At 62.9% G+C, this 19,438-nt stretch carries 18 protein-coding genes, 1 pseudogene and 1 riboswitch; of the genes and pseudogenes, 11 read left to right on the top strand and 8 right to left on the bottom strand.

The window, feature by feature from the left end; genetic code table 11:
- The first annotated feature begins 134 nt into the window (after positions 1–134).
- Positions 135–4,319 (top strand): molybdopterin-dependent oxidoreductase, encoded by a 4,185-nt coding sequence (locus ABH939_RS09620; RefSeq protein WP_404649577.1) that lies wholly within the window; start codon positions 135–137, stop codon positions 4,317–4,319.
- Between the two features lie 6 nt (positions 4,320–4,325).
- On the opposite strand, the gene ABH939_RS09615 is transcribed toward ABH939_RS09620, so the two are convergent.
- Entirely contained in the window at positions 4,326–4,790 is a 465-nt protein-coding gene (locus ABH939_RS09615; RefSeq protein ID WP_007727408.1) for a tRNA (cytidine(34)-2'-O)-methyltransferase, read from the bottom strand.
- A gap of 135 nt (positions 4,791–4,925) precedes the next feature.
- Between ABH939_RS09615 and ABH939_RS09610 the strand changes: the two are divergent.
- Positions 4,926–5,021: pseudogene (locus ABH939_RS09610) on the top strand (DUF2510 domain-containing protein); the annotation flags it as partial.
- Positions 5,022–5,038: 17 nt separating this feature from the next.
- On the opposite strand, the gene ABH939_RS09605 reads toward ABH939_RS09610, so the two are convergent.
- Complete coding sequence (locus ABH939_RS09605; RefSeq protein ID WP_404649601.1) at positions 5,039–5,659, bottom strand: hypothetical protein; 621 nt, start codon at positions 5,657–5,659, stop codon at positions 5,039–5,041.
- Between ABH939_RS09605 and ABH939_RS09600 the strand changes: the two genes are divergently transcribed.
- The gene (locus tag ABH939_RS09600) at positions 5,649–6,269 is read left to right on the top strand and encodes a pentapeptide repeat-containing protein (protein ID WP_003940770.1); all 621 of its coding nucleotides are present in this window, start codon (positions 5,649–5,651) and stop codon (positions 6,267–6,269) included. The two genes, ABH939_RS09605 and ABH939_RS09600, sit on opposite strands and share 11 nt — an antisense overlap.
- A gap of 6 nt (positions 6,270–6,275) precedes the next feature.
- Here ABH939_RS09600 and ABH939_RS09595 read toward each other — a convergent pair whose 3' ends face one another.
- The gene (locus ABH939_RS09595; RefSeq protein WP_007727403.1) at positions 6,276–6,551 is read right to left on the bottom strand and encodes a DUF1905 domain-containing protein; all 276 of its coding nucleotides are present in this window, start codon (positions 6,549–6,551) and stop codon (positions 6,276–6,278) included.
- A gap of 32 nt (positions 6,552–6,583) precedes the next feature.
- A complete protein-coding gene (locus ABH939_RS09590) occupies positions 6,584–7,096 on the bottom strand; it encodes a GNAT family N-acetyltransferase (RefSeq protein ID WP_404649576.1) in 513 nt (170 codons plus the stop codon).
- Between the two features lie 31 nt (positions 7,097–7,127).
- Here ABH939_RS09590 and ABH939_RS09585 point away from each other — a divergent pair, with 31 nt between their 5' ends.
- Both ABH939_RS09585 and ABH939_RS09580 read left to right on the top strand, forming a co-directional pair.
- Positions 7,128–7,985, top strand: a complete 858-nt coding sequence (locus ABH939_RS09585; protein ID WP_007727401.1) for a bifunctional methylenetetrahydrofolate dehydrogenase/methenyltetrahydrofolate cyclohydrolase — start codon at positions 7,128–7,130, stop codon at positions 7,983–7,985.
- 5 nt (positions 7,986–7,990) lie between these two features.
- Positions 7,991–8,275, top strand: coding sequence for a DUF3017 domain-containing protein (locus ABH939_RS09580; RefSeq protein ID WP_003940740.1), 285 nt, complete (start codon positions 7,991–7,993; stop codon positions 8,273–8,275).
- A 5-nt stretch (positions 8,276–8,280) separates the two neighbouring features.
- Here ABH939_RS09580 and ABH939_RS09575 read toward each other — a convergent pair whose 3' ends face one another.
- The 4 genes from ABH939_RS09575 to ABH939_RS09560 all read right to left on the bottom strand — a co-directional run bounded on the left by ABH939_RS09575 (position 8,281) and on the right by ABH939_RS09560 (position 13,262).
- Positions 8,281–8,856 carry a hypothetical protein gene (locus ABH939_RS09575; RefSeq protein ID WP_064443385.1) on the bottom strand — a complete coding sequence of 192 codons (576 nt, stop codon included), beginning with the start codon at positions 8,854–8,856 and terminating at the stop codon, positions 8,281–8,283.
- Positions 8,856–10,685 carry a DEAD/DEAH box helicase gene (locus ABH939_RS09570; protein ID WP_404649575.1) on the bottom strand — a complete coding sequence of 610 codons (1,830 nt, stop codon included), beginning with the start codon at positions 10,683–10,685 and terminating at the stop codon, positions 8,856–8,858. Before ABH939_RS09570 ends, ABH939_RS09575 begins: the two co-directional genes overlap by 1 nt.
- 118 nt (positions 10,686–10,803) lie before the next feature.
- Positions 10,804–11,940: a homoserine O-acetyltransferase gene (locus tag ABH939_RS09565; protein ID WP_007727395.1), complete on the bottom strand. Its 1,137-nt coding sequence runs from the start codon at positions 11,938–11,940 to the stop codon at positions 10,804–10,806.
- Positions 11,937–13,262: a bifunctional o-acetylhomoserine/o-acetylserine sulfhydrylase gene (locus ABH939_RS09560; RefSeq protein WP_073512454.1), complete on the bottom strand. Its 1,326-nt coding sequence runs from the start codon at positions 13,260–13,262 to the stop codon at positions 11,937–11,939. The genes ABH939_RS09565 and ABH939_RS09560 overlap by 4 nt, the downstream gene beginning before the upstream one ends.
- A gap of 143 nt (positions 13,263–13,405) precedes the next feature.
- Positions 13,406–13,546, bottom strand: a riboswitch (SAM riboswitch).
- A gap of 305 nt (positions 13,547–13,851) precedes the next feature.
- On the opposite strand from ABH939_RS09560, the gene ABH939_RS09555 reads away from it, so the two are divergent.
- The 6 genes from ABH939_RS09555 (at position 13,852) to trpS (ending at position 19,396) form a co-directional block, all read left to right on the top strand.
- Complete coding sequence (locus ABH939_RS09555; RefSeq protein ID WP_003940772.1) at positions 13,852–15,075, top strand: NADP-dependent isocitrate dehydrogenase; 1,224 nt, start codon at positions 13,852–13,854, stop codon at positions 15,073–15,075.
- A 199-nt stretch (positions 15,076–15,274) separates the two neighbouring features.
- The gene (locus tag ABH939_RS09550; RefSeq protein WP_075832786.1) at positions 15,275–16,414 is read left to right on the top strand and encodes an MFS transporter; all 1,140 of its coding nucleotides are present in this window, start codon (positions 15,275–15,277) and stop codon (positions 16,412–16,414) included.
- 36 nt (positions 16,415–16,450) lie between these two features.
- Positions 16,451–17,296 carry an exodeoxyribonuclease III gene (locus ABH939_RS09545; RefSeq protein WP_082931376.1) on the top strand — a complete coding sequence of 282 codons (846 nt, stop codon included), beginning with the start codon at positions 16,451–16,453 and terminating at the stop codon, positions 17,294–17,296.
- A 26-nt stretch (positions 17,297–17,322) separates the two neighbouring features.
- Complete coding sequence (locus ABH939_RS09540) at positions 17,323–17,841, top strand: ribonuclease domain-containing protein (protein WP_064688996.1); 519 nt, start codon at positions 17,323–17,325, stop codon at positions 17,839–17,841.
- Positions 17,841–18,335 carry a barstar family protein gene (locus ABH939_RS09535; protein ID WP_030535081.1) on the top strand — a complete coding sequence of 165 codons (495 nt, stop codon included), beginning with the start codon at positions 17,841–17,843 and terminating at the stop codon, positions 18,333–18,335. The genes ABH939_RS09540 and ABH939_RS09535 overlap by 1 nt, the downstream gene beginning before the upstream one ends.
- 26 nt (positions 18,336–18,361) lie before the next feature.
- On the top strand, positions 18,362–19,396 hold the full coding sequence (gene trpS, locus ABH939_RS09530) for a tryptophan--tRNA ligase (protein WP_003941025.1): 1,035 nt from the start codon (positions 18,362–18,364) through the stop codon (positions 19,394–19,396).
- The last annotated feature ends 42 nt before the right edge of the window (positions 19,397–19,438 follow it).

Genomic DNA, 19,438 nt, shown 5'->3' with positions numbered 1-19,438 from the left:
GGACCGCACATCGGTCCGAAGGGCGCGGTGAGGAAAGAGTGATTGATACGCAACATCGAGCATGAACTCCCGAAACAACTGCATCCGAAGATAGAAGTCGACCTTGATCCTCGGTCGAAGGGATGCATGAATCGATGGGCGCTCAACTCACCACCACCAGTGTCGACACACTCTGCGCGTACTGCGGGGTCGGCTGTGGTCTTGTCCTCGCCATCATCACCGATCCGGAGACGGGACGTCGGAAGGCTGCGAAGTCTTCCGGTCTGAAGACACATCCCACCAACTTCGGGCGTCTGTGCACCAAAGGCACCACGACCGCAGACATGCTCGCAGGCCCGGGGCGCATGGAATCTGCATATCGCCGTCCGCGCCGAGGTGATGCGATCGAAGCGGCGGACATGGCCGCAGTCATCACTGACACCGCCCAGCGCCTGCGGGCAATCATCGACGAGCACGGTCCCGACGCGTTTGCGTTGTACGTGTCCGGGCAGATGTCACTCGAAGCTCAGTACCTGTCGAACAAACTGGCCAAGGGCTTCATCGGGACCAATCAGATCGAATCGAATTCCCGACTGTGCATGGCAAGTGCCGGCACCGGATACAAGCAATCGCTCGGGGCCGACGGACCGCCCGGTTCCTATCAGGACTTCGAACATGCCGACGTGTTCTTCGTGACCGGCGCGAACATGGCGGACTGCCATCCGATCCTCTTCCTTCGAATGCAGGAGCGGGTCAAGGCGGGCGCGAAGTTGATCGTCGTCGATCCTCGACGCACCGCCACCGCCGACAAGGCGAACTTGTTCCTGCAGATCGCTCCCGGCACCGATCTCGCGCTACTCAACGGACTACTCCACCTGCTCGTCGTAAACGGCCACACCGATCCGGACTTCATCGCCGACTTCACCGAAGGCTGGGAGGTCATGCCCAGTTTCCTCGCGGAGTACACGCCTGCGAAGGTCAGCGAGATCACCGGTATCTCCGAAGCCGACATCCACACGGCAGCGCAGTGGATCGGTGAGGCCGCCAACTGGATGAGCTGTTGGACAATGGGTTTGAACCAGAGCACCCACGGCACGTGGAACACCAACGCCATCTGCAACCTTCACCTCGCGACCGGTGCGATCTGCAAGCCCGGCAGCGGTCCGTTCTCGTTGACCGGTCAGCCGAACGCCATGGGTGGGCGTGAAATGGGCTACATGGGGCCAGGTTTGCCAGGTCAGCGCGCCGTGATGGTCGACGCCGATCGCGACTTCGTCGAGGACCGATGGGGGATCCCGCAGGGCTCGCTGCGCACCGACATCGGCGGTGGCACCATCGACATGTTCTCCCGAATGGCGGCGGGCGACATCAAAGCGTGCTGGATCATCTGCACCAATCCCGTTGCGACGGTAGCCAACCGCAAGACCGTCATCGACGGCTTGGAGAAGGCCCACCTCGTCATCACCCAGGATGCTTTCCTGGGCACCGAGACCAACGAATACGCCGATGTTCTGCTGCCTGCTTCGCTGTGGACAGAGTCCGACGGAGTGATGATCAATTCCGAACGCAACCTGACGCTCTTTCAGCAGGCACTGGATCCGGTTGGGCAGGCGCTGCCTGATTGGCAGATCATCGCCCGGATCGCCTGCGAGATGGGGTACGCCGAAGCGTTCACCTACACCTGTGCCGAAGAGGTGTTCGAAGAGATCAAGCAGTTCTGGAATCCGAAGACCGGCTACGACTTACGCGGCGTCACCTACGAGCGCCTCCGCAAGACATCGATTCAGTGGCCATGCCCGCCAGACAGTGATCAGGACCGTCATCCCATCCGATACGTCAATGACGGTGTCAGTCAAAGGCTCCTGATCCGCGAGGACGGCAGCACTCCGCGGCTCGCATTTCCCACCGCCACTGGCCGTGCGATGTTCTTCGCACGGCCGCACATGCTTCCCGCCGAAATGCCCGACGACGACTACCCCTTCCTGCTCAACACCGGTCGTCTCGCGCACCAGTGGCACACCATGACCAAGACCGGCAAGGTGGCCAAGTTGAACAAGCTCAACCCAGGTCCCTTCGTCGAGATCCATCCCGACGACGCCGCCAGGCTCGGCATCGTCGACCAGGATGCGATCGAGGTTGCCTCACGTCGCGGTCGCGCTGTGCTTCCGGCTGTTGTCACCGACCGAGTGCGTCCGGGGAACTGCTTTGCCCCATTTCACTGGAACGACGCCTTCGGTGAATATCTGTCCATCAACGCCGTCACCAACGACGCCATCGACCCTGCCTCGCAGCAACCGGAGTTCAAAGCCTGCGCTGTCACTATGACGAAGGTCGCCGTGAACACACCTGAAACAGTGCTCGCCGAGGCGGCGCTGCTGGCTCCCGCGCCAGCTGATCGGGCGTTGTCGCGAACCGATGTCCTCGCGGGCGTCCTCGGTCAAACTGGAACACCTGCAGTGGTATTCGATGCGCTCCAGCAGAGCTACCTGGCCGGCCTTCTCGCTGCGTTGCGTGCGGACGCCGATCGCACTGCCGGGGTACCTACCTTGCCGTCGACGGCACCCTTCGATGCCGAAAAGCGGATGTGGGTCGACGGTGTTCTGGCCGGCCTGTACTCGCGGATCTCACTTCCTGACACCGACGGGCCTGCGTTGTCATCGAGTCCGAGTATTGGATCCGAGCGCGCGCCGATCGTGGTGCTCTGGGCATCGCAGACCGGAAACGCGGAAGAATTCGCTGCTGAGTGCGCCACTCGTCTCGGGGGAATCGGCTTGCCCGTCGTGATGCACGCGATGGACGAATTCCCGGCCGCCGACCTGGCAGCTACCAGAGAGGTCCTGCTGATCACCAGTACCTCCGGTGACGGCGAATCCCCGGACAACGGCAGCGGTTTCTGGGATGCGTTGTCTGCTGACACGGCGCCCCGCATGTCCGAGACACGTTATGCAGTAATCGCTTTCGGTGACTCGAACTATGCCGACTTCTGTGGACACGGACGAAAGCTCGACGCCCGCCTTGCCGAACTGGGAGCCAGTCGTATCGTCGATCGCGCCGACTGCGAGCCCGATTTCGAGGACACCGCTGCTGGATGGCTGGAGGCGGTCACGGCTGAGCTTCGGAGCTCGGTGGCCGGCGAGACGACCGACGTCGTCGTTGCAAAGAAGAATTCTGGGACAACCGTTGCAGCCGCGCCGATTTCACCGGCGATGTCGCCGCCGCTGCGATACAACAAGAAGGCGCCACTGACCACAGCCTTGACGCGCAATGTCGTGCTCAACCGTCCGGGTTCTTCCAAAGACGTGCGGCAGTTGGGCTTTCACCTTCCAGGTGACACGGTCAGTTACGAAGCCGGCGACGCTCTCGGAGTCTGGCCCCGAAACAGCTCTCCGTTCGTCGACGAGTGGCTCACCCTTACTGGCCTCGACGGTGACGAGACCGTCGAACTGGGGCTGTACGGGGAAATGACGCTGCGTACCGCGCTCACCGAGCGCCTGGAGATCACTCGAATCTCGACCGACATGATTCGATTCGTGCATCAACGAACCCGCGATTCGGACCTGGCCGAGTTGTTGAAGCCGGAGAATGTCTCCACGTTCAAAGACTGGTCGTGGGGACGACAGTCCGTCGACATTCTCGCGCAGTCGCCCGTTCGTGCCTCGACCGACGAATGGCTCTCGCTGCTCAAACCGATTCAGCCGCGGCTGTATTCGATATCTTCCAGTCCGAAGGAGAACCCACGCGAAGTGCAGTTGACGGTGTCCGCGGTGCGATACAACGTTGCGGGTGTCCCACGGCGTGGAGTGTGCTCGACTTACCTCGCCGACCACGCTCACGATGACGACATCGGTATCTACGTGCAGAAGTCGACCCACTTCCGGCCACCTTCCGATCCCGAGACCCCGATGATCATGGTCGGTCCGGGGACTGGCATTGCACCGTTCCGTGCCTTCCTGCATGAGCGGCGGGCATTGGGGCACACGGGCCCGAACTGGCTGTTCTTCGGAGAACAGCACGCCGCGACCGACTTCTACTACCGCGAAGAAATCGAAGAATTGCGGAAAGACGGATTCCTCACCGAACTCGACCTCGCGTTTTCCCGGGATCAAGCCGACAAGGTCTACGTGCAGGACCGGATGCGTGAGCGGGGTGCGCTGCTGTGGGAGTGGTTGCAGAAAGGAGCGCACTTCTACGTCTGCGGCGATGCCAACCGGATGGCCAAGGACGTCGACAGTGCCCTCAACGGGGTGGTCGCTCAACACGGAAAACTGGCTCCTCGCAGTGCCGAGGCATACGTGAAGGCTCTTTCGGCGGAGAAGCGCTATGTCCGGGACGTCTACTGACGTCGATCAGACAGCGCCCTTGAACCCGTGCTGACGCCAGGCCTCGTACGTCACGAGGGCGGCAGCGTTGGACAGGTTGAGGGACCGGCGTCCGGGCAGCATCGGGATACGCAGGCGCTCGGTGACGTGTTCGTCCGCCAATACTTCTTCGGACAGTCCGGTGGGTTCGGGTCCGAACAGCAGGACGTCGCCGGGTTGGTAGGCGATATCGGCATACGACGTGGTCGCGTGCGCGGTGAAGGCGAATACGCGAGCGGGGGTGACGGCTTCCCAGGCAGCGGTCAGGTTTTCGTGGACCGTGACAGTCGCCAGGTCGTGGTAGTCCAAGCCTGCGCGCTTGAGCTTCGGCTCCGACAAGTCGAACCCGAGAGGGCCGACCAGGTGGAGTTCGCAACCGGTGCCCGCGACCATGCGGATCGCGTTTCCGGTGTTGGGTGGGATGCGGGGCTCGTGGAACATCACTCGGAACACTCGAGGAACTGTACCGGGCGGCATATCGGTGCCCGCGTCTGCGAGAAGAGCGGTGGAGAAGTGTGGGCGAATTGGTAACAAACCGGCCAGTCCGTGCGAACCTATTTCCGGCACTCTTCTCAGAACGGACATTTCATGAACCCTCCCGCCGGTTGGAACCCCGACCCCTTCGACCCCACGATCGACCGTTACTGGGACGGTCAGCAGTGGACCGCGCAGACACGGCCCAAGGGCGTCGACGCACCCACTCAGGCTTTCGGCACTCCCACGCAGGTCTTCGGCGCACCCGGATCGGCGGTGCCGGACACTAACGCCGAGGAAGGCAAGACGCGGCGTAAGTGGCCGTGGATCGCCGGCGCGGCAGTCGTGGGGCTGGTTGCCATCGCCGCGGCGACGGGAGCGGGCAAGTCGGAAGAATCGACGACGCCTGCTGCGACCTCTTCGACGACAGCTGCAGCGACGACAACCAAGAGCACTGTCCCGTCGACGACGAAGACCACGACTTCGTCCCTCTTGCCGACGACGACAACGATCGTGCCGCCACCGACGACAACCACCGTGGCAATAGTGCCGCTGGTTCCGCAGGTCTCGGAGACCACGACTACGCCGTATGTTCCGCCCGCTCCGGCGTACACACCGCCGAAGACAACGGAACCGGCGTACGTTCCGCCGAAACCGTCGGGAGGAACGGTGAATCCGGGCTCGTTCTGTTCGACCCCTGGAGCAACAGGCGTGACGACAAAGGGCAGAGCGATGGTGTGTGGGATTGGTAGCGACGGACGAGATCGCTGGGTGTCGGCCGGCTGATTGTCCGCCGCCACCAGGGGCGCCGAACCGGTGTCGGTGCGGCGGGGCAGTATGGACGGCATGCTCCCCGAAGAATCCGACGATGTCGTCGGCGAAGATTATTCAGACGCGCGGCTGGCCGGGCAGAAGTGGCGTCAGCGCACTTTCACCAATTGCAATTTCCGAGATGCCGATCTCACGGGACTCACGACGGAGTCTGTGGTGTTCACGGACTGTGATTTCACCGGCACCGATCTGGGGGAGTCCGTGCACACGGGAACTGCGTTTCGCTCGTGCAATTTTGCCCGGACCAGCCTGTGGCACAGCACGTTCCGAAACTGCAGTCTGCTCGGGTCGACGTTCGACGGTTGCCGCATCCGGCCGTTGACGCTCGACGAAGTCGACTTCTCGTTGACCTCACTCGGCGGGGCGGACCTGAGAAAGATCGACTTCACCTCATGCCGCTTCCGTGAAGCGAACCTGGTTCGGGCCGACATGCGGGGCGCGGTGCTGGCGTCGGCGGATCTGTCCGGTGCTCGTACGGGTGGACTCAAACTCGAAGGTGCAGACCTGCGCGGTGCACGGATCGATCCGAGCCTGTGGACGTCCGCGTCCGTCGGAAACGCGCAGATCGAGTTGATGCAGGCGGTGGCGTACGCGTCGGCGCACGGTCTTGTCGTCGACATGAAGTAGCAGCGCCTAGCTCTCCAAGCGCTCCTCGAGGCGCACCGTCACCAGCTCGCCGGTCTCCTTGCCGATGGCTTTGCGAAGATCGGCTTTGACCGGCAGCTTGTGGTTACCGTCTCCCAACGCCATGAACGAACTCTGAAACGGATGTCCGTCGATCGTCCCGCGTACCTTGACCAGGCCGCGGGTGCCGAAGAACTCGGCGGACTCCGGCCAGATCACATAAGTCCACCCGCCCTTGGCGTCGCTCTTCTGCAGGGTGGCCGTGAATTCCTTGTCCAGCAACATGATGTCGGTCCTTTCGAACTCGTCCCAGTCGATCAGCGGATGAATTCCCGTGCGAGCAGATCCATCAGCAGTCCGTCCTTCCACACACCATGGCGATCTCGCGAATACTCGCGCATCACCCCGACGTCTTTGAACCCCACCGATCGGTAGCACGGGATGGCGACGGAGTTGTCGACCTCCGGGTCGATGACCAGACGGTGGAATGCGAGGTCGTCGATCAGGTGGGCACACAGCACGCGAATCGATTCGCGACCGAACCCTCGGCCGTGGAAGTCGGGATCGAGGAACAAGTCGAGCCCGGCGTGGCGGAAGTCGGGGTTGTCCTCCGCCTCATACCACTGGATGAAGCCGATCAGGTGGTCGCCGTGGAAGATGCTGTAGCGCGTGGTGCCAGCCTCCGGCGCTGCAGGCCAGTCGTCGTCGGGATTTTGCCACCAGTGCACGACGTCCGGGTGCAGGTGAATTGCCCGCAGACGGGCGTGATGATCGGGCGCGACGGGGGAGAGGAGCACCCTCGGGCCGCGTAGTTCCGGAGCCGTTGTCACTCATCGACCCTAACCTGGAACAATGGTCGCCGTGACTGCAACGATCCTCGACGGCAAAGCTACCCGCGACGAAATCTTCGAAGACCTGAAGGTGCGGGTGAGCGCTCTGAAGGCAGAGGGCATCACACCCGGCTTGGGCACCATCCTGGTGGGCGACGACCCCGGATCCGCGGCTTACGTGCGCGGCAAGCACAACGACTGCGCCAAGGTCGGTATCAATTCTTTGCGACGCGACCTGCCTGCCGACATCACGCAGGAGCAGCTCAACGCGACGATCGACGAGCTCAATGCCAATCCCGAGTGCACCGGCTACATCGTGCAGTTGCCGCTTCCCAAGCACCTTGACGAGAACGCAGCCCTCGAGCGCATCGACCCCGACAAGGACGCCGACGGCTTGCACCCGGTCAACCTCGGTCGACTGGTGTTGGGCAAGGAAGCCCCGCTGCCGTGCACCCCGCGTGGAATCCTGCATCTCCTGCGCCGCTACGAGGTCCCTATTGCAGGCGCACACGTGGTGGTAGTCGGACGAGGCGTCACAGTCGGTCGCCCGATCGGATTGCTGCTGACGCGTCGTAGCGAGAACGCGACGGTCACGCTCTGCCACACCGGTACCCGCGATCTCGCGGCCGAGGTTCGCCGCGCCGACATCATCGTCGCTGCCGCCGGCGTTCCCGGCCTCATCACCGCAGACATGGTCAAGCCCGGGGCAGCGGTCCTCGACGTCGGCGTCAGTCGCACCGACGACGGCCTGCGCGGCGACGTCGCAGCCGACGTCAACGAGGTCGCCGGCTTCGTCTCACCCAACCCCGGTGGTGTCGGACCGCTGACCCGCGCGTTCCTGATCACCAACGTGGTCGAGCGCGCCGAGCGGGTTCTGGCCGGAGTCTGAGTCCGATGTCCTCACTGGTCGGCCTCGCGAAGAAGAATCTGCCCATGCTCGCGGTCCTCGCCGTGATCGCGGCGGCCGTGGTTCTCGTGCTGGCCGACCGGTGGCGCCGCGGCGCCCTCGTCTTCGGTGTTGCCGTCATCATCGGAGCTGCCGCTCGGTGGTTCGTTCCCGAGAACCGTGTGGGGTTGCTCGCGGTGCGTGGAAGGGTCTTCGACACTGCGGCGATGGGCGTTATGGGTGTGCTGATCGCGACGCTCGCCCTGACCATCGATCCGCTCGGTACCGACTGAGAAGGTCAGTCCCCGTAGAACGAGCGGATGTTGATGTCGCTCAAGGGGATCCACTCCGGTGACTGAGTGGATGCCGACTTCTTTCCGGCCTTGTCCGGTGCACTTCGCAGCGTCACTGCGAGGACCGGTTCCTCGTCGATTCGCCCGGCCAGGGCGTAGATTGCGGCGAGATGGTGAACGCACGGCGAGCGTCGGCCTGAGCAGTCGCAGCTGGCAGTACACTCCGAAAGATCAACGGCTACTGCGATATTTCGAGCCTGCAGTTCGGTGACGACGCTGTCCGGTAGTTCGCCGGTGGAGACGGATCTGTTCGCCTTTCCAGCCGAACGGAGAAGGCTCTTCACTGCAGCGATCTCGGATTTGGTCCAGAGCGGGACACCAATCGTCACTGACGAAGTTTTTGCCTTGGTGCTCACCTCGGCGACGACGGTCCCCGACGAGACGACGGTGAACTCCACGGAACCGTTGCGTGCCAGGGTGCGAGCCGTCGGCAGGGACGGGTTCGGACCGGACGCCGCGGTCCGCTCCACCGTGCGCAGCCACGCTCGACCCCAAGCGGTGACGCCGAATTCGTTGGCCATCAGATGATCACCGCGCCGTCGAGTTCGAGAAGTTCACGCAGTTCGGCGTCGGGGAGATCGGCCAGCGCGGCCTCGACGTTCCCGGAGACAGCATCGGCCACAGCTCGTTTGGACTCGTGCATCGCTGCTATGTGATCCTCCACGGTACCGCCCGTCACCAAGGTATGGACGTTGACGGTGCGTTTCTGGCCGATGCGGTGTGCCCGGTCGGTTGCTTGATCCTCGACGGCTGGGTTCCACCACCGGTCGTAGTGCACGACATGACTTGCGCGCGTGAGGTTGAGGCCGAAGCCGGCGGCGCGCAAGCTCAGAATCAGAACCGGTGGTGAATCCGTCTCGTTCTGGAACGCGTCGACCATCGCGTCTCGTTTGTCGGTGTTCAGGCCGCCGTGGAGGAAAGGCACGGCACCGATACCCAGTTCGGCTCCCAGGTGTCGCGAGAGCATCTCGCCCATCGTCCGGTACTGCGTGAATATCAGCGCGCGATCGCCGTCGTCGACGATCTCGGCGATCATTTCCGTTGCGCGGTCGAGCTTTCCGGATCTTCCGTAGAGGTCGTCCGTATCGCCGGTGACCTGCGCCGGGTGATTGCATACCTGCTTGAGAGTGGTCAGAAGCGCAAGGATGTTGCCACGCCGGGCAATTCCCGTGCCCAATCCGGAGTCGAGCGCATCGGCAACTGCCGACCGGTAGATGCGCGCCTGTTCCGACGTCAGAGTGCACGAGACCGTGGAGAACTGCTTGGGCGGAAGATCCTTGGCCACTGTGTCTTTGGTTCTGCGCAGAATGAAGGGATCGATGACCGCGGCAAGCCTGGTCGCCGCGGTGGCCGATCGACCGGACTCGATCGGTACGGCAAAGCGTTGACGAAACCGTGCGCGAGTTCCGAGGACGTCGGGATTTGCGACGCGAAAGAGTGACCACAATTCTTCGAGGCGGTTCTCCACCGGCGTGCCGGTCATCGCTACCTTGACGTCCGCCGACAACTGCATTGCTGCTTTCGCGGCGAGGGAAGCGGGGTTCTTGATCTGTTGCGCCTCGTCGAAGACCACTGAACTCCAATGGACCGGGGCAAATTGGGCTGCGTCGGAACGCAAGACGCTGTAGCTGGTCAGAACCGTAGTGCCGGCGGGGATACGAGTGGGAAGTGCACGGGCGGCCCCGTGATGAACGTGCAGTGGCAGATGCGGAGCGAATCGCTCGATCTCGCGGCGCCAGTTTCCTATCACCGAGGTGGGACACACAACCAGATGCGGACCGTCGCCGGCGCGGATCGCGATCATCGAAATCGCTTGCAGTGTCTTACCCAAACCCATCTCGTCGGCCAAGATCCCACCACCCGAACCCGACAGAGCCGTCAGCCAGGCAACTCCCTGCATTTGATACGGGCGAAGAGTCGCCTGAATCTTTGCTCGGCGAAGGCTGTCCACGGCTGTACGCGCATCCGTGAACAACCGCACCGTGGACTCGGCGCTTCGGATCTTCGTGTCGTCGCGCTCGATAGCGGCATGCGCTGCGGTCGGAATGTCATGTGCGCCGGTGTCGATGACGCGCTTCCACGCGAGCAGCGACGATCCGAGGTCGCCGCGACCAGCATCGAGGTTGTGGAACGCGTCGATCGCGGTGGTGAGGTCGAGCAGTTGCGCTCCGACGTCGGTTGCTGTGATCGACTCGTCGACCGGGATCGCAAGCCTGCACACGCCCGGCGACCCGGTCGGCATCCCCAGTGCCGACAGCCGCGCTGCCGGGTCTGCGTCACCCCAGAACGCGAAGGACATGTGCTCGGGAATGTACGTAGCCTGCAGGCGCGTCGAGCATGGCTGATTCACGTTCGCCGATGCTAGCCGCGCCGGCTCACGTTCGCCAATGAGAATGTCGGGAAAACCCGCAGATCAGCTGTGGTTTTCCCGACATTGACGAATCCTGAAAACGTGGCTCTGTGCCGAATCAGCGAGCCGTACGTGCGAACTCCATCGTTCGGCGAAGCAGTCCGGCGACGGCGTCCGCCTCCGTCAGGAAGCCGTCGTGGCCGTCCTTGGACTTGAGAATCTCGAGGCCGCTGCACGTGGAAATTCCGTCGGCGATCTCCTCCTGCAAGCGAAGGGGATACAGCCGATCCGAGTCGACGCCGCCCACCACGACCGGTGCCGTGATCGATGCCAACGCCGCCGCAACACCGCCGCGTCCACGACCGATGTCGTGCCGGTTCATGGCCTCGGTCAGGAGGACGTACGTGCTCGGGTCGAAGCGGTCGACCAGCTTGTCTGCCTGATGTTCCAGGTAACTCTGTACGGCGTATCGTCCACCGTTCCAAGGATTTTCGTCGTTCTGAGCGGAGTTCTCGAAGCGCGCGTCCAGTTCGGACTCGGTGCGGTACGTCAGGTGCGCGATGCGACGGGCGATGCCGAGTCCGGTGCGAGGTGCCCGCCCCGTTCCGTGGTAGTCACCGCCCTGCCAATCCGGATCGGAGACGATGGCAGCGATCTGCGTCGTCTGGGTGCCGATCTGATCTGCAGTGGCCCGTGAACCGGTTGCGAGAACCAACGCGGAGCGAATGCCGTCCGGGTAGGTAACTGCCCATTCGAGGGTGCGCATGCCCCCCATGGATCCGCCGACTACCGAGGCCAACTGGTCGATCCCGAGGAGATCGACGAGCTTCTTCTCCGCCGCGATCTGATCCCGGATGGAGATCTCCGGGAACCTGCTGCCCCACGGCTTGCCGTCGTCGGCCGGCGAACTGGGACCGGTCGTGCCGCGACAACCACCGAGGACATTGGTTGCGATGACGCACCATTCGCCGGTGTCGATCGGTTCGCCGGGGCCGACCATCCCGTTCCACCAGCCGGGGGAGGGCTGATTCGCGGAGATCGGTCCGGTGACGTGTGAGTCTCCGGTCAGTGCGTGCTCGACGAGTACGACGTTGTCGCGGTTCGGGGAAAGCTCACCCCACCGCTGAACGGCGAGCGAAACCGATGGGAGCACCGCGCCGCTCTCGAGTTCCAAGGCACCGATGTCGACGAACCCCACCTGGCCGTCGGGCGGGGGCAGGAGGTCGATCCTGGGCTCCAATTCGTTCACGGTCACGAGTTTGCCACCGCTGCCAGGCCGACGGAGAGATCGGCGAGGATGTCGTCGATTCCTTCGATGCCGACCGCGAGGCGGACGAGTCCGGGGGTGACACCGGAGGCGAGCTGCTCTTCGGGGGTGAGCTGCGAGTGTGTCGTCGAGGCGGGGTGGATCACGAGTGAGCGAACGTCACCGATGTTGGCGACATGGCTGTGCAGCGTCAGGGCGTTGACGAACGTCTTGCCCGCATCGATACCGCCGGGCAATTCGAAGGTGACGATGGCGCCGGTTCCCTTGGGCGTCAGCTGCTTTCCACGTTCGAACCATGGCGAGGAGGGAAGTCCCGCGTAGGAAACGGAGGCCACCTCGACGTGACCGTCGAGGAATTCGGCGACCTTCTGTGCATTCGATACGTGGCGCTCGATGCGCAGGCTCAAGGTTTCGATACCCTGCGCGATGAGGAACGCGTTGAACGGCGCCACGGCGGAGCCGAGATCGCGCAGCAGTTGGACGCGGGCCTTGAGTGCGAACGCCGGCGCGCCGAGGTCCGCGAAGGTGACGCCGTGGTAGCTGGGATCAGGCGTCGTGAAGTTCGTGTGGCGACCCTGTGTCCAGTCGAAAGTGCCACCGTCGACGATGACGCCGGCGATCGCGGTGCCGTGTCCACCAAGGTATTTGGTGGCGGAGTGAACGACGATGTCGGCGCCGTGTTCGAGTGGGCGAAGCAGGTACGGCGTCGCGACTGTGTTGTCCACGATCAACGGAAGACCGTTCTCGTGGGCCAGCGACGAGATACCGGGTAGGTCGAGGATGTGGTTCTTCGGATTGGCGATCGTTTCGCCGTAGAACGCCTTCGTATTCGGGCGAATGGCTTCGCGCCACTGCTCGAGATTGTCGGGATCCTCGACGAACGTGACTTCGATACCCAGCTTGCGAAGGGTGTAGTGCAGGAGGTTGTACGTGCCGCCGTACAGGTACGGGCTGGAGACGATGTGGTCGCCGGCCTCGGCGATGTTGAGGATCGCGATGGTCTCGGCGGCCTGACCCGAGGAGAGGAGGAGTGCGGCGACTCCGCCTTCGAGGGCAGCGATGCGCTGCTCGACGGCGTCCTGTGTGGGATTCATGATCCGCGTGTAGATGTTGCCCGGCTCGGCGAGGCCGAACAGTGCAGCAGCGTGATCGGTGCTGTCGAAGACGTAGCTGGTGGTCTGGTAGATCGGCAGAGCGCGCGCATTTGTGGCGGTGTCCGCTGTTTGTCCGGCGTGCACCTGCTTGGTCTCGAACGACCAGTTCGCGGTCGGATCCGAAGTTGCTGCGGCGTCGGCTGTGTTGTCGGTCATGATTTGTTCACTCCAGTGGTCTGACGGATAGATGTCGGACGGGGGCGAATGATCGCCGCCCCGTGCTGGGGTCTATCTACAAGTGCGACACATACTGAAATACCTCCGTGGGGCTCGGCCCGGTCTGGGGTCCGTCCCTGTCGGACCCGCGCTTGTCACCCGAATTGCGGTGGAACTGCGCGAGCAGATCCACGTCGGGAAACCTGGTCATCACCCGGGGCACCCCACCGCGGTTGGAGGGTTGCCGTCCAGCGAGCCGGGGCTTGACGCTGGCACTCATGACCAAGTCGGATTCTACCGGGAAGTGAGCGCAGTCCTGACACGGGGCGAAATGTGAGCCGCAACCGCACGCGAGACAGAGCGACGCAGCCCACTAGCAGGCAAAAGTTACTCGCGAGTAGAGACCGATGAGTGGACCTGCCGGTTGCGGCCTCACGGGTTAGCAGTACGCTTGTCTTGTTTGGGACTCATCTCCCGAGATCAGTCCACACCGTCTAGGTTTGATAATCGAACCGTTCGCGGACCCACTCACAAAGTGTGACCGCAACCGTGTAACCAGGGAAACTTCCTAGGAGGACGCGAAGCACCCATGTCCAAAATCAAGGTTGAGGGCACCGTCGTCGAACTCGACGGCGATGAGATGACGCGCATTATCTGGCAGTTCATCAAAGACAAGTTGATCCATCCGTATCTCGATGTGAACCTCGAGTACTACGACCTCGGTATCGAGTACCGCGACGAGACCGACGATCAGGTCACCATCGACGCAGCGCACGCGATCCAGAAGCACGGCGTCGGCGTCAAATGCGCCACGATCACGCCGGACGAGGCACGTGTCGAGGAATTCGGTCTCAAGAAGATGTGGCGTTCCCCGAACGGAACGATCCGCAACATTCTCGGCGGCACGATCTTCCGCGCACCGATCATCATCTCCAACGTTCCGCGACTCGTTCCGGGCTGGACCAAGCCGATCATCATCGGCCGTCACGCATTCGGCGACCAGTACCGCGCCACAGACTTCAAGGTCCCCGGCCCCGGCAAGGTGATGATCACCTACACGCCTGAGGACGGCAGCGCACCGATCGAGCACGAACTGGTCAACTTCCCCGAAGAGGGCGGCGTCGTCCAGGGGCAGTACAACTTCACCACGTCCATCCGTGACTTCGCTCGCGCGTCGCTCACCTACGGACTGCAGCAGAACTACCCGGTGTACCTGTCCACCAAGAACACCATTCTCAAGGCGTACGACGGTGCCTTCAAGGACATCTTCCAGCACGTCTACGAGACCGAGTTCAAGGCTGAGTTCGATGCTGCAGGTCTGACCTACGAGCACCGCCTCATCGACGACATGGTCGCTTCCGCACTCAAGTGGGAGGGCGGATACGTCTGGGCATGCAAGAACTACGACGGCGACGTCCAGTCCGACACCGTGGCCCAGGGCTTCGGTTCGCTCGGCCTCATGACGTCGGTTCTGCTGACACCGGACGGAAAGACCTGTGAGGCAGAGGCTGCTCACGGCACCGTGACGCGTCACTACCGTCAGCACCAGCAGGGCAAGCCCACCTCGACCAACCCGATCGCGTCCATCTTCGCGTGGACCCGCGGGCTCGAGCATCGTGGCAAGCTCGACAGCACCCCTGAGGTCATCGGCTTCGCGCAGGCGCTCGAAGACGTTGTCATCAAGACCGTCGAAAGCGGCCAGATGACCAAGGACCTCTCGATGCTGGTCGGCGGCGATCAGGGCTACCTGACCACCGAGGAGTTCCTCGGCGCGCTCGACGTGAACCTGCAGAAGGCCATGGCCGCGAAGTAGATTCACCGCTTCACCTGTCAAATGGGACGTCTGGGAAACCGGGCGTCCCATTTGTGTTCGCGGTCTCAAGTGAGTGAACTCACCCGCTCTCACTTGGAAGTTCAACCAGGTGTGAGACCACAATTGATCAGTGACTTCGTCTACCCTCTCCCTTTCTGACACCTCGACACCCGGGGTTCGTTCCGCCAGAGGTCCGGCGATGCTCGCTCTTGCCCTCGGCGGTTTCGGTATCGGCACCACCGAGTTCGTCGCCATGGGATTGCTCCCGGAAATGGCAACCGGGCTCGGTGTCTCGGAACCCATCGCGGGCCACGTGATCTCGGCATACGCGCTCGGGGTTGTCGTCGGTGCTCCACTGATCGCTGCACTCACCGCACGGGTTCCGCGCCGCACCCTGTTGATCGCACTCATGGTCGCGTTCACCGTCGGCAATGCCGCTTCGGTTTTCGCGCCCTCGTACACGACGCTGATGATGGCCCGCTTCGTCGCCGGATTGCCGCACGGCGCCTACTTCGGAGTCGCCGCACTGGTCGCAGCTCACCTGGCCGAACCGGGAAAACGCGCGAAGGCCGTCGCGATGGTGATGATGGGTCTTTCCGTGGCCAACGTGATCGGTGTGCCGGTCGCGGCCTGGATCGGCCAGGCACTCGGCTGGCGCAGCGCCTTTGCCTTGGTTGCGGTGATCGGAGTGGCAACGGTTGCTTCGCTGTTCGTCTGGATTCCGCGGTTGGACGGTATGCCGGTGACGAATCCGATCACCGAACTCGGGGCACTGGGCCGCGTTCAGGTGTGGATGACCTTGATCGTGGGCATGGTCGGATTCGGCGGGATGTTTGCCGTCTACACCTACATCAGTACGACTCTCACCGACGTGTCCGGGCTTGGCGCTTCGTTCATTCCCCTCGCACTCATGCTGTACGGACTGGGCATGGTGGCCGGCAACTTCGTCGGTGGATACCTCGCGGATCGCGCACTGATGAAGGGCTTGTTCCTGTCGATGGGATCCCTCGTTGTGATCCTCGCGGTCTTCGTGATCGCCGTGCGCAATCCGTACACGGCACTGATCTTCGTCTTCCTCATCGGGCTCGCCGGGTCGTCGATGGTGCCTGGCCTCCAGACACGGTTGATGGATGTCGCCGAGGATGCTCAGACCTTGGCCGCGTCTCTCAATCACGCCGCACTCAACATCGCCAACGCCTTCGGAGCGTGGATCGGCGGCGTCGTCATCGCAGCCGGTTACGGGTACACCGCGCCGGCAGCGGTGGGGTCGTTGCTGGCCGTCGCGGGTCTCGTCGTGCTGGCGGTAGCGGTGATTCTGCAGCGTAGGGCCGCGCGCTGACCTGGGCGCCCATCCGCGTCGGTGGAATCGGCTACGGTGCTTGCCGTGCCACAAACTGCTGACTCCCACATTCTTGCGCCCCACACCATCACGTCCGTGAACGTCAACGGCGTTCGAGCAGCTGCCCGCAAGGGCATGCTCGACTGGCTGGAGAAGACGTCGGCGGATTTCATCTGCCTTCAGGAAACGCGTGCGTCGGACGATCAGCTTCGCGAGACTCTCGAGCCGGCACTCGGCAACGGATGGTTCCTGGTCTCCGCCGAGCCGTCCGCGAAGGGACGCAACGGAGTCGCGGTGCTCTCACGCACGGAACCGGACGCGGTGCGGATCGGTCACGGGGACGACGAGTTTCTCGACGCCGGTCGATACATCGAAGCCGACTTCGCGGATCTGACCGTCGCGAGCCTGTACCTGCCCTCCGGTGAGGCGCTCACGCCGAAGCAGGAGGAGAAGGAGCGGTTCATGGCATCCTTCGCAGTTCACCTCGCTACCACCGCTGCGGCGGCCGAGGCTGCCGATCGTCACGTGGTGGTCAGCGGCGATTGGAACATCGCGCACACCGAACTCGACCTCAAGAACTGGAAGACCAACAAGAAGTCTTCGGGATTCCTCCCCGAGGAGCGCGCCTGGATGGATCTGCTGTTCGCCGAAGATTCCGCGTGGGTGGACGTCTTCCGCACCCTCCATCCGGGTGTCGAGGGCCCGTACTCGTGGTGGTCGTACCGCGGAAAGGCATTCGACAACGATTCGGGTTGGCGTATCGATTACCAGGTTGCCACTCGCGGATACGCCGAGCGGGCCAAGGTCGCGCTCGTGGAACGCGCTGAGTCCTACGACCTCCGTTGGTCGGATCATGCGCCTGTCACCGTCTCGTACCGATAGAGACGCGTATGTCTGAAGGTCTGAAAATGCCGAGCGCAAAGACGCGCAACGCCATCATCACCGTCGTGGTGGCGGTGGTTGCGCTCGTACTGGCGGTCACCCTTTCTTCACGTGACTCCGACAGTTCGGCGTCGTCGGTGACGAAGTCCTCGAGTGCCCAGTCCTCGACTGTTCAAGCCAAGCCGGGTGCTACCACCAAGGCTGCGCCGTCGAGTTCCGTGCCCTCGAGCTCCGCTGTCAAGACAACGCAGCAGACGAACAGCGATGTGCCGGCGCGGGTTCTCGCCACGCTGGTGGAGATCGACGCCGGGCGGTGGCCGGATTCCGCCAATGCGCCGGGCACCAAGGGCGGCATCACCTTCCGCAACAGCGAAGGCCGTCTGCCCGCTGTCGGTGCCGGTGGCGGACGTGTCGTCTATCAGGAATGGGACGTGAACCCGAAGAAGAACGGCCAAGGACGCGACGCCGAGCGAATCGTCACCGGCAACGACGGTTCGGCGTGGTACACCCTCGATCACTACGACACGTTTGTGAGGATTCGCTGATGTCCGATTCGTCTACGGTCAGCGTGGCGCAGTGGCTGGATCCGTCTTCGGATGTGGCTTCGGTGGCGCTGCAGAGCGACCCGGCCGTTGCAGATGATCTTGCACGTCAACTCCGTGCCGAGAATTTTGTCGTTCGGGTGGTTCGCGGAGAGAACATGCGGACAACGGCGCAGGTCTTCGACGAGTTTGCGGCAGCCTTCCAGTTTCCGTCCCACTTCGGGCGAAATAAAGACGCTTTCGACGATGTCATGCGCGATCTCGACGACGTCCTCGGACTCGGCGCCGGATATGTAGTTGTGGTCCGAGGCGCGGGTTCTCTACTGTCCGAGCAACAGGATCAGTTGGAGTGGTTCTGCGAAACGATGGACTTCTACGCCGAAGAATGGGAACCCGTCGTTTTCCGGACCGTCTACCAGTTCGGTGCGGAGGACCTCACCGCCCACGGTGAAGACCTCGTCGAACTCGACTACCCGGGCACCACGCCACTGCACTGATTTCCACTCGTGAAAAGATCGGAACCATGTCGACCCCTGCAGAACAGAAGCCCACCGCAAAGCCTCGCGTGCTTTCCGGAATCCAGCCGACGTCGGATTCTTTCCACCTCGGCAACTACCTGGGTGCGCTGCAGCAGTGGGTTCCGTTGCAGGACGATTTCGACGCTTTCTACTTCATTCCGGATCTTCACGCCATCACGGTGACGCAGGACCCGAAGGAATTGCGTCGTCGCACCAAGGTTGCGGTCGCTCAGCTCCTTGCGGTGGGGATCGATCCGGATCGGGCGACGCTGTTCGTACAGAGTCAGGTTCCCGAGCACGCACAGTTGGCGTGGGTCCTGAACTGCATCACCGGTTTCGGTGAAGCCAGCCGTATGACGCAGTTCAAGGACAAGTCCGCCAAGCAAGGCAGCGACAACGCCAGTGTCGGCTTGTTCACGTATCCGGTTCTGATGGCCGCGGACATCCTTCTGTACCGCCCGCAGCGAGTCCCCGTGGGTGAGGATCAGCGTCAGCACCTCGAACTCGCACGCGATCTGGCCGGACGGTTCAACACCCGCTACGGCAAGGCGTTCGTCGTTCCCGAGCCGCAGATCATCAAGGGCACGGCAAAGATCTACGACCTGCAGGATCCGACCGCGAAGATGAGCAAGTCCGCTGCCAGTGCGGCCGGACTGATCAATCTGCTCGACGATCCGAAGGTGTCGGCGAAGAAGATCAAGTCGGCCGTCACCGACAACGAGCGCGAGATTCGTTTCGACCCGCAGGCCAAGCCGGGCGTCAGCAACCTGCTCACCATTCAGTCGGCTCTCTCGGGAGTACCGATCGAGACTCTGGTGGCCGGTTACGAGGGCAAGGGGTACGGCGACCTCAAGACCGATACCGCTGACGTGCTGACCGAGTTCGTCACCCCACTCAAGGCGAAGGTCGACGGTTACCTTGCCGACGAGGCAGAGCTGGATCGCATCATCGCGGCCGGAGCGCACCGCGCCCGTGAGGTGTCTTCACGCACTCTCGCCGCTGTCTATGACAAGGTCGGATTCCTGGCACCGAAGGGCTGACTTACGCGAATTCGGACTCACGACGCCTGACCGAACATGAGG

This window comes from Rhodococcus sp. 27YEA6, assembly GCF_044908235.1.
GTDB classification, from domain to species: Bacteria; Actinomycetota; Actinomycetes; order Mycobacteriales; family Mycobacteriaceae; genus Rhodococcus_F; species Rhodococcus_F qingshengii.
This window is presented reverse-complemented; position numbering and strand designations above follow the sequence as displayed.

Bases quoted from the DNA above. Each gene is read 5' to 3' on its own strand.
- ABH939_RS09575 (WP_064443385.1), bottom strand. From the start codon at position 8,856: ATGGCCAACGAATTCGGCGTCACCGCTTGGGGTCGAGCGTGGCTGCGC.
- ABH939_RS09535 (WP_030535081.1), top strand. From the start codon at position 17,841: ATGTCCGATTCGTCTACGGTCAGCGTGGCGCAGTGGCTGGATCCGTCT.
- ABH939_RS09580 (WP_003940740.1), top strand. From the start codon at position 7,991: ATGTCCTCACTGGTCGGCCTCGCGAAGAAGAATCTGCCCATGCTCGCG.
- ABH939_RS09560 (WP_073512454.1), bottom strand. From the start codon at position 13,262: ATGACCGACAACACAGCCGACGCCGCAGCAACTTCGGATCCGACCGCG.
- ABH939_RS09595 (WP_007727403.1), bottom strand. From the start codon at position 6,551: ATGTTGCTGGACAAGGAATTCACGGCCACCCTGCAGAAGAGCGACGCC.
- trpS (WP_003941025.1), top strand. From the start codon at position 18,362: ATGTCGACCCCTGCAGAACAGAAGCCCACCGCAAAGCCTCGCGTGCTT.
- ABH939_RS09550 (WP_075832786.1), top strand. From the start codon at position 15,275: ATGCTCGCTCTTGCCCTCGGCGGTTTCGGTATCGGCACCACCGAGTTC.
- ABH939_RS09540 (WP_064688996.1), top strand. From the start codon at position 17,323: ATGCCGAGCGCAAAGACGCGCAACGCCATCATCACCGTCGTGGTGGCG.
- ABH939_RS09555 (WP_003940772.1), top strand. From the start codon at position 13,852: ATGTCCAAAATCAAGGTTGAGGGCACCGTCGTCGAACTCGACGGCGAT.
- ABH939_RS09620 (WP_404649577.1), top strand. From the start codon at position 135: ATGGGCGCTCAACTCACCACCACCAGTGTCGACACACTCTGCGCGTAC.
- ABH939_RS09605 (WP_404649601.1), bottom strand. From the start codon at position 5,659: ATGCCGTCCATACTGCCCCGCCGCACCGACACCGGTTCGGCGCCCCTG.
- ABH939_RS09600 (WP_003940770.1), top strand. From the start codon at position 5,649: ATGGACGGCATGCTCCCCGAAGAATCCGACGATGTCGTCGGCGAAGAT.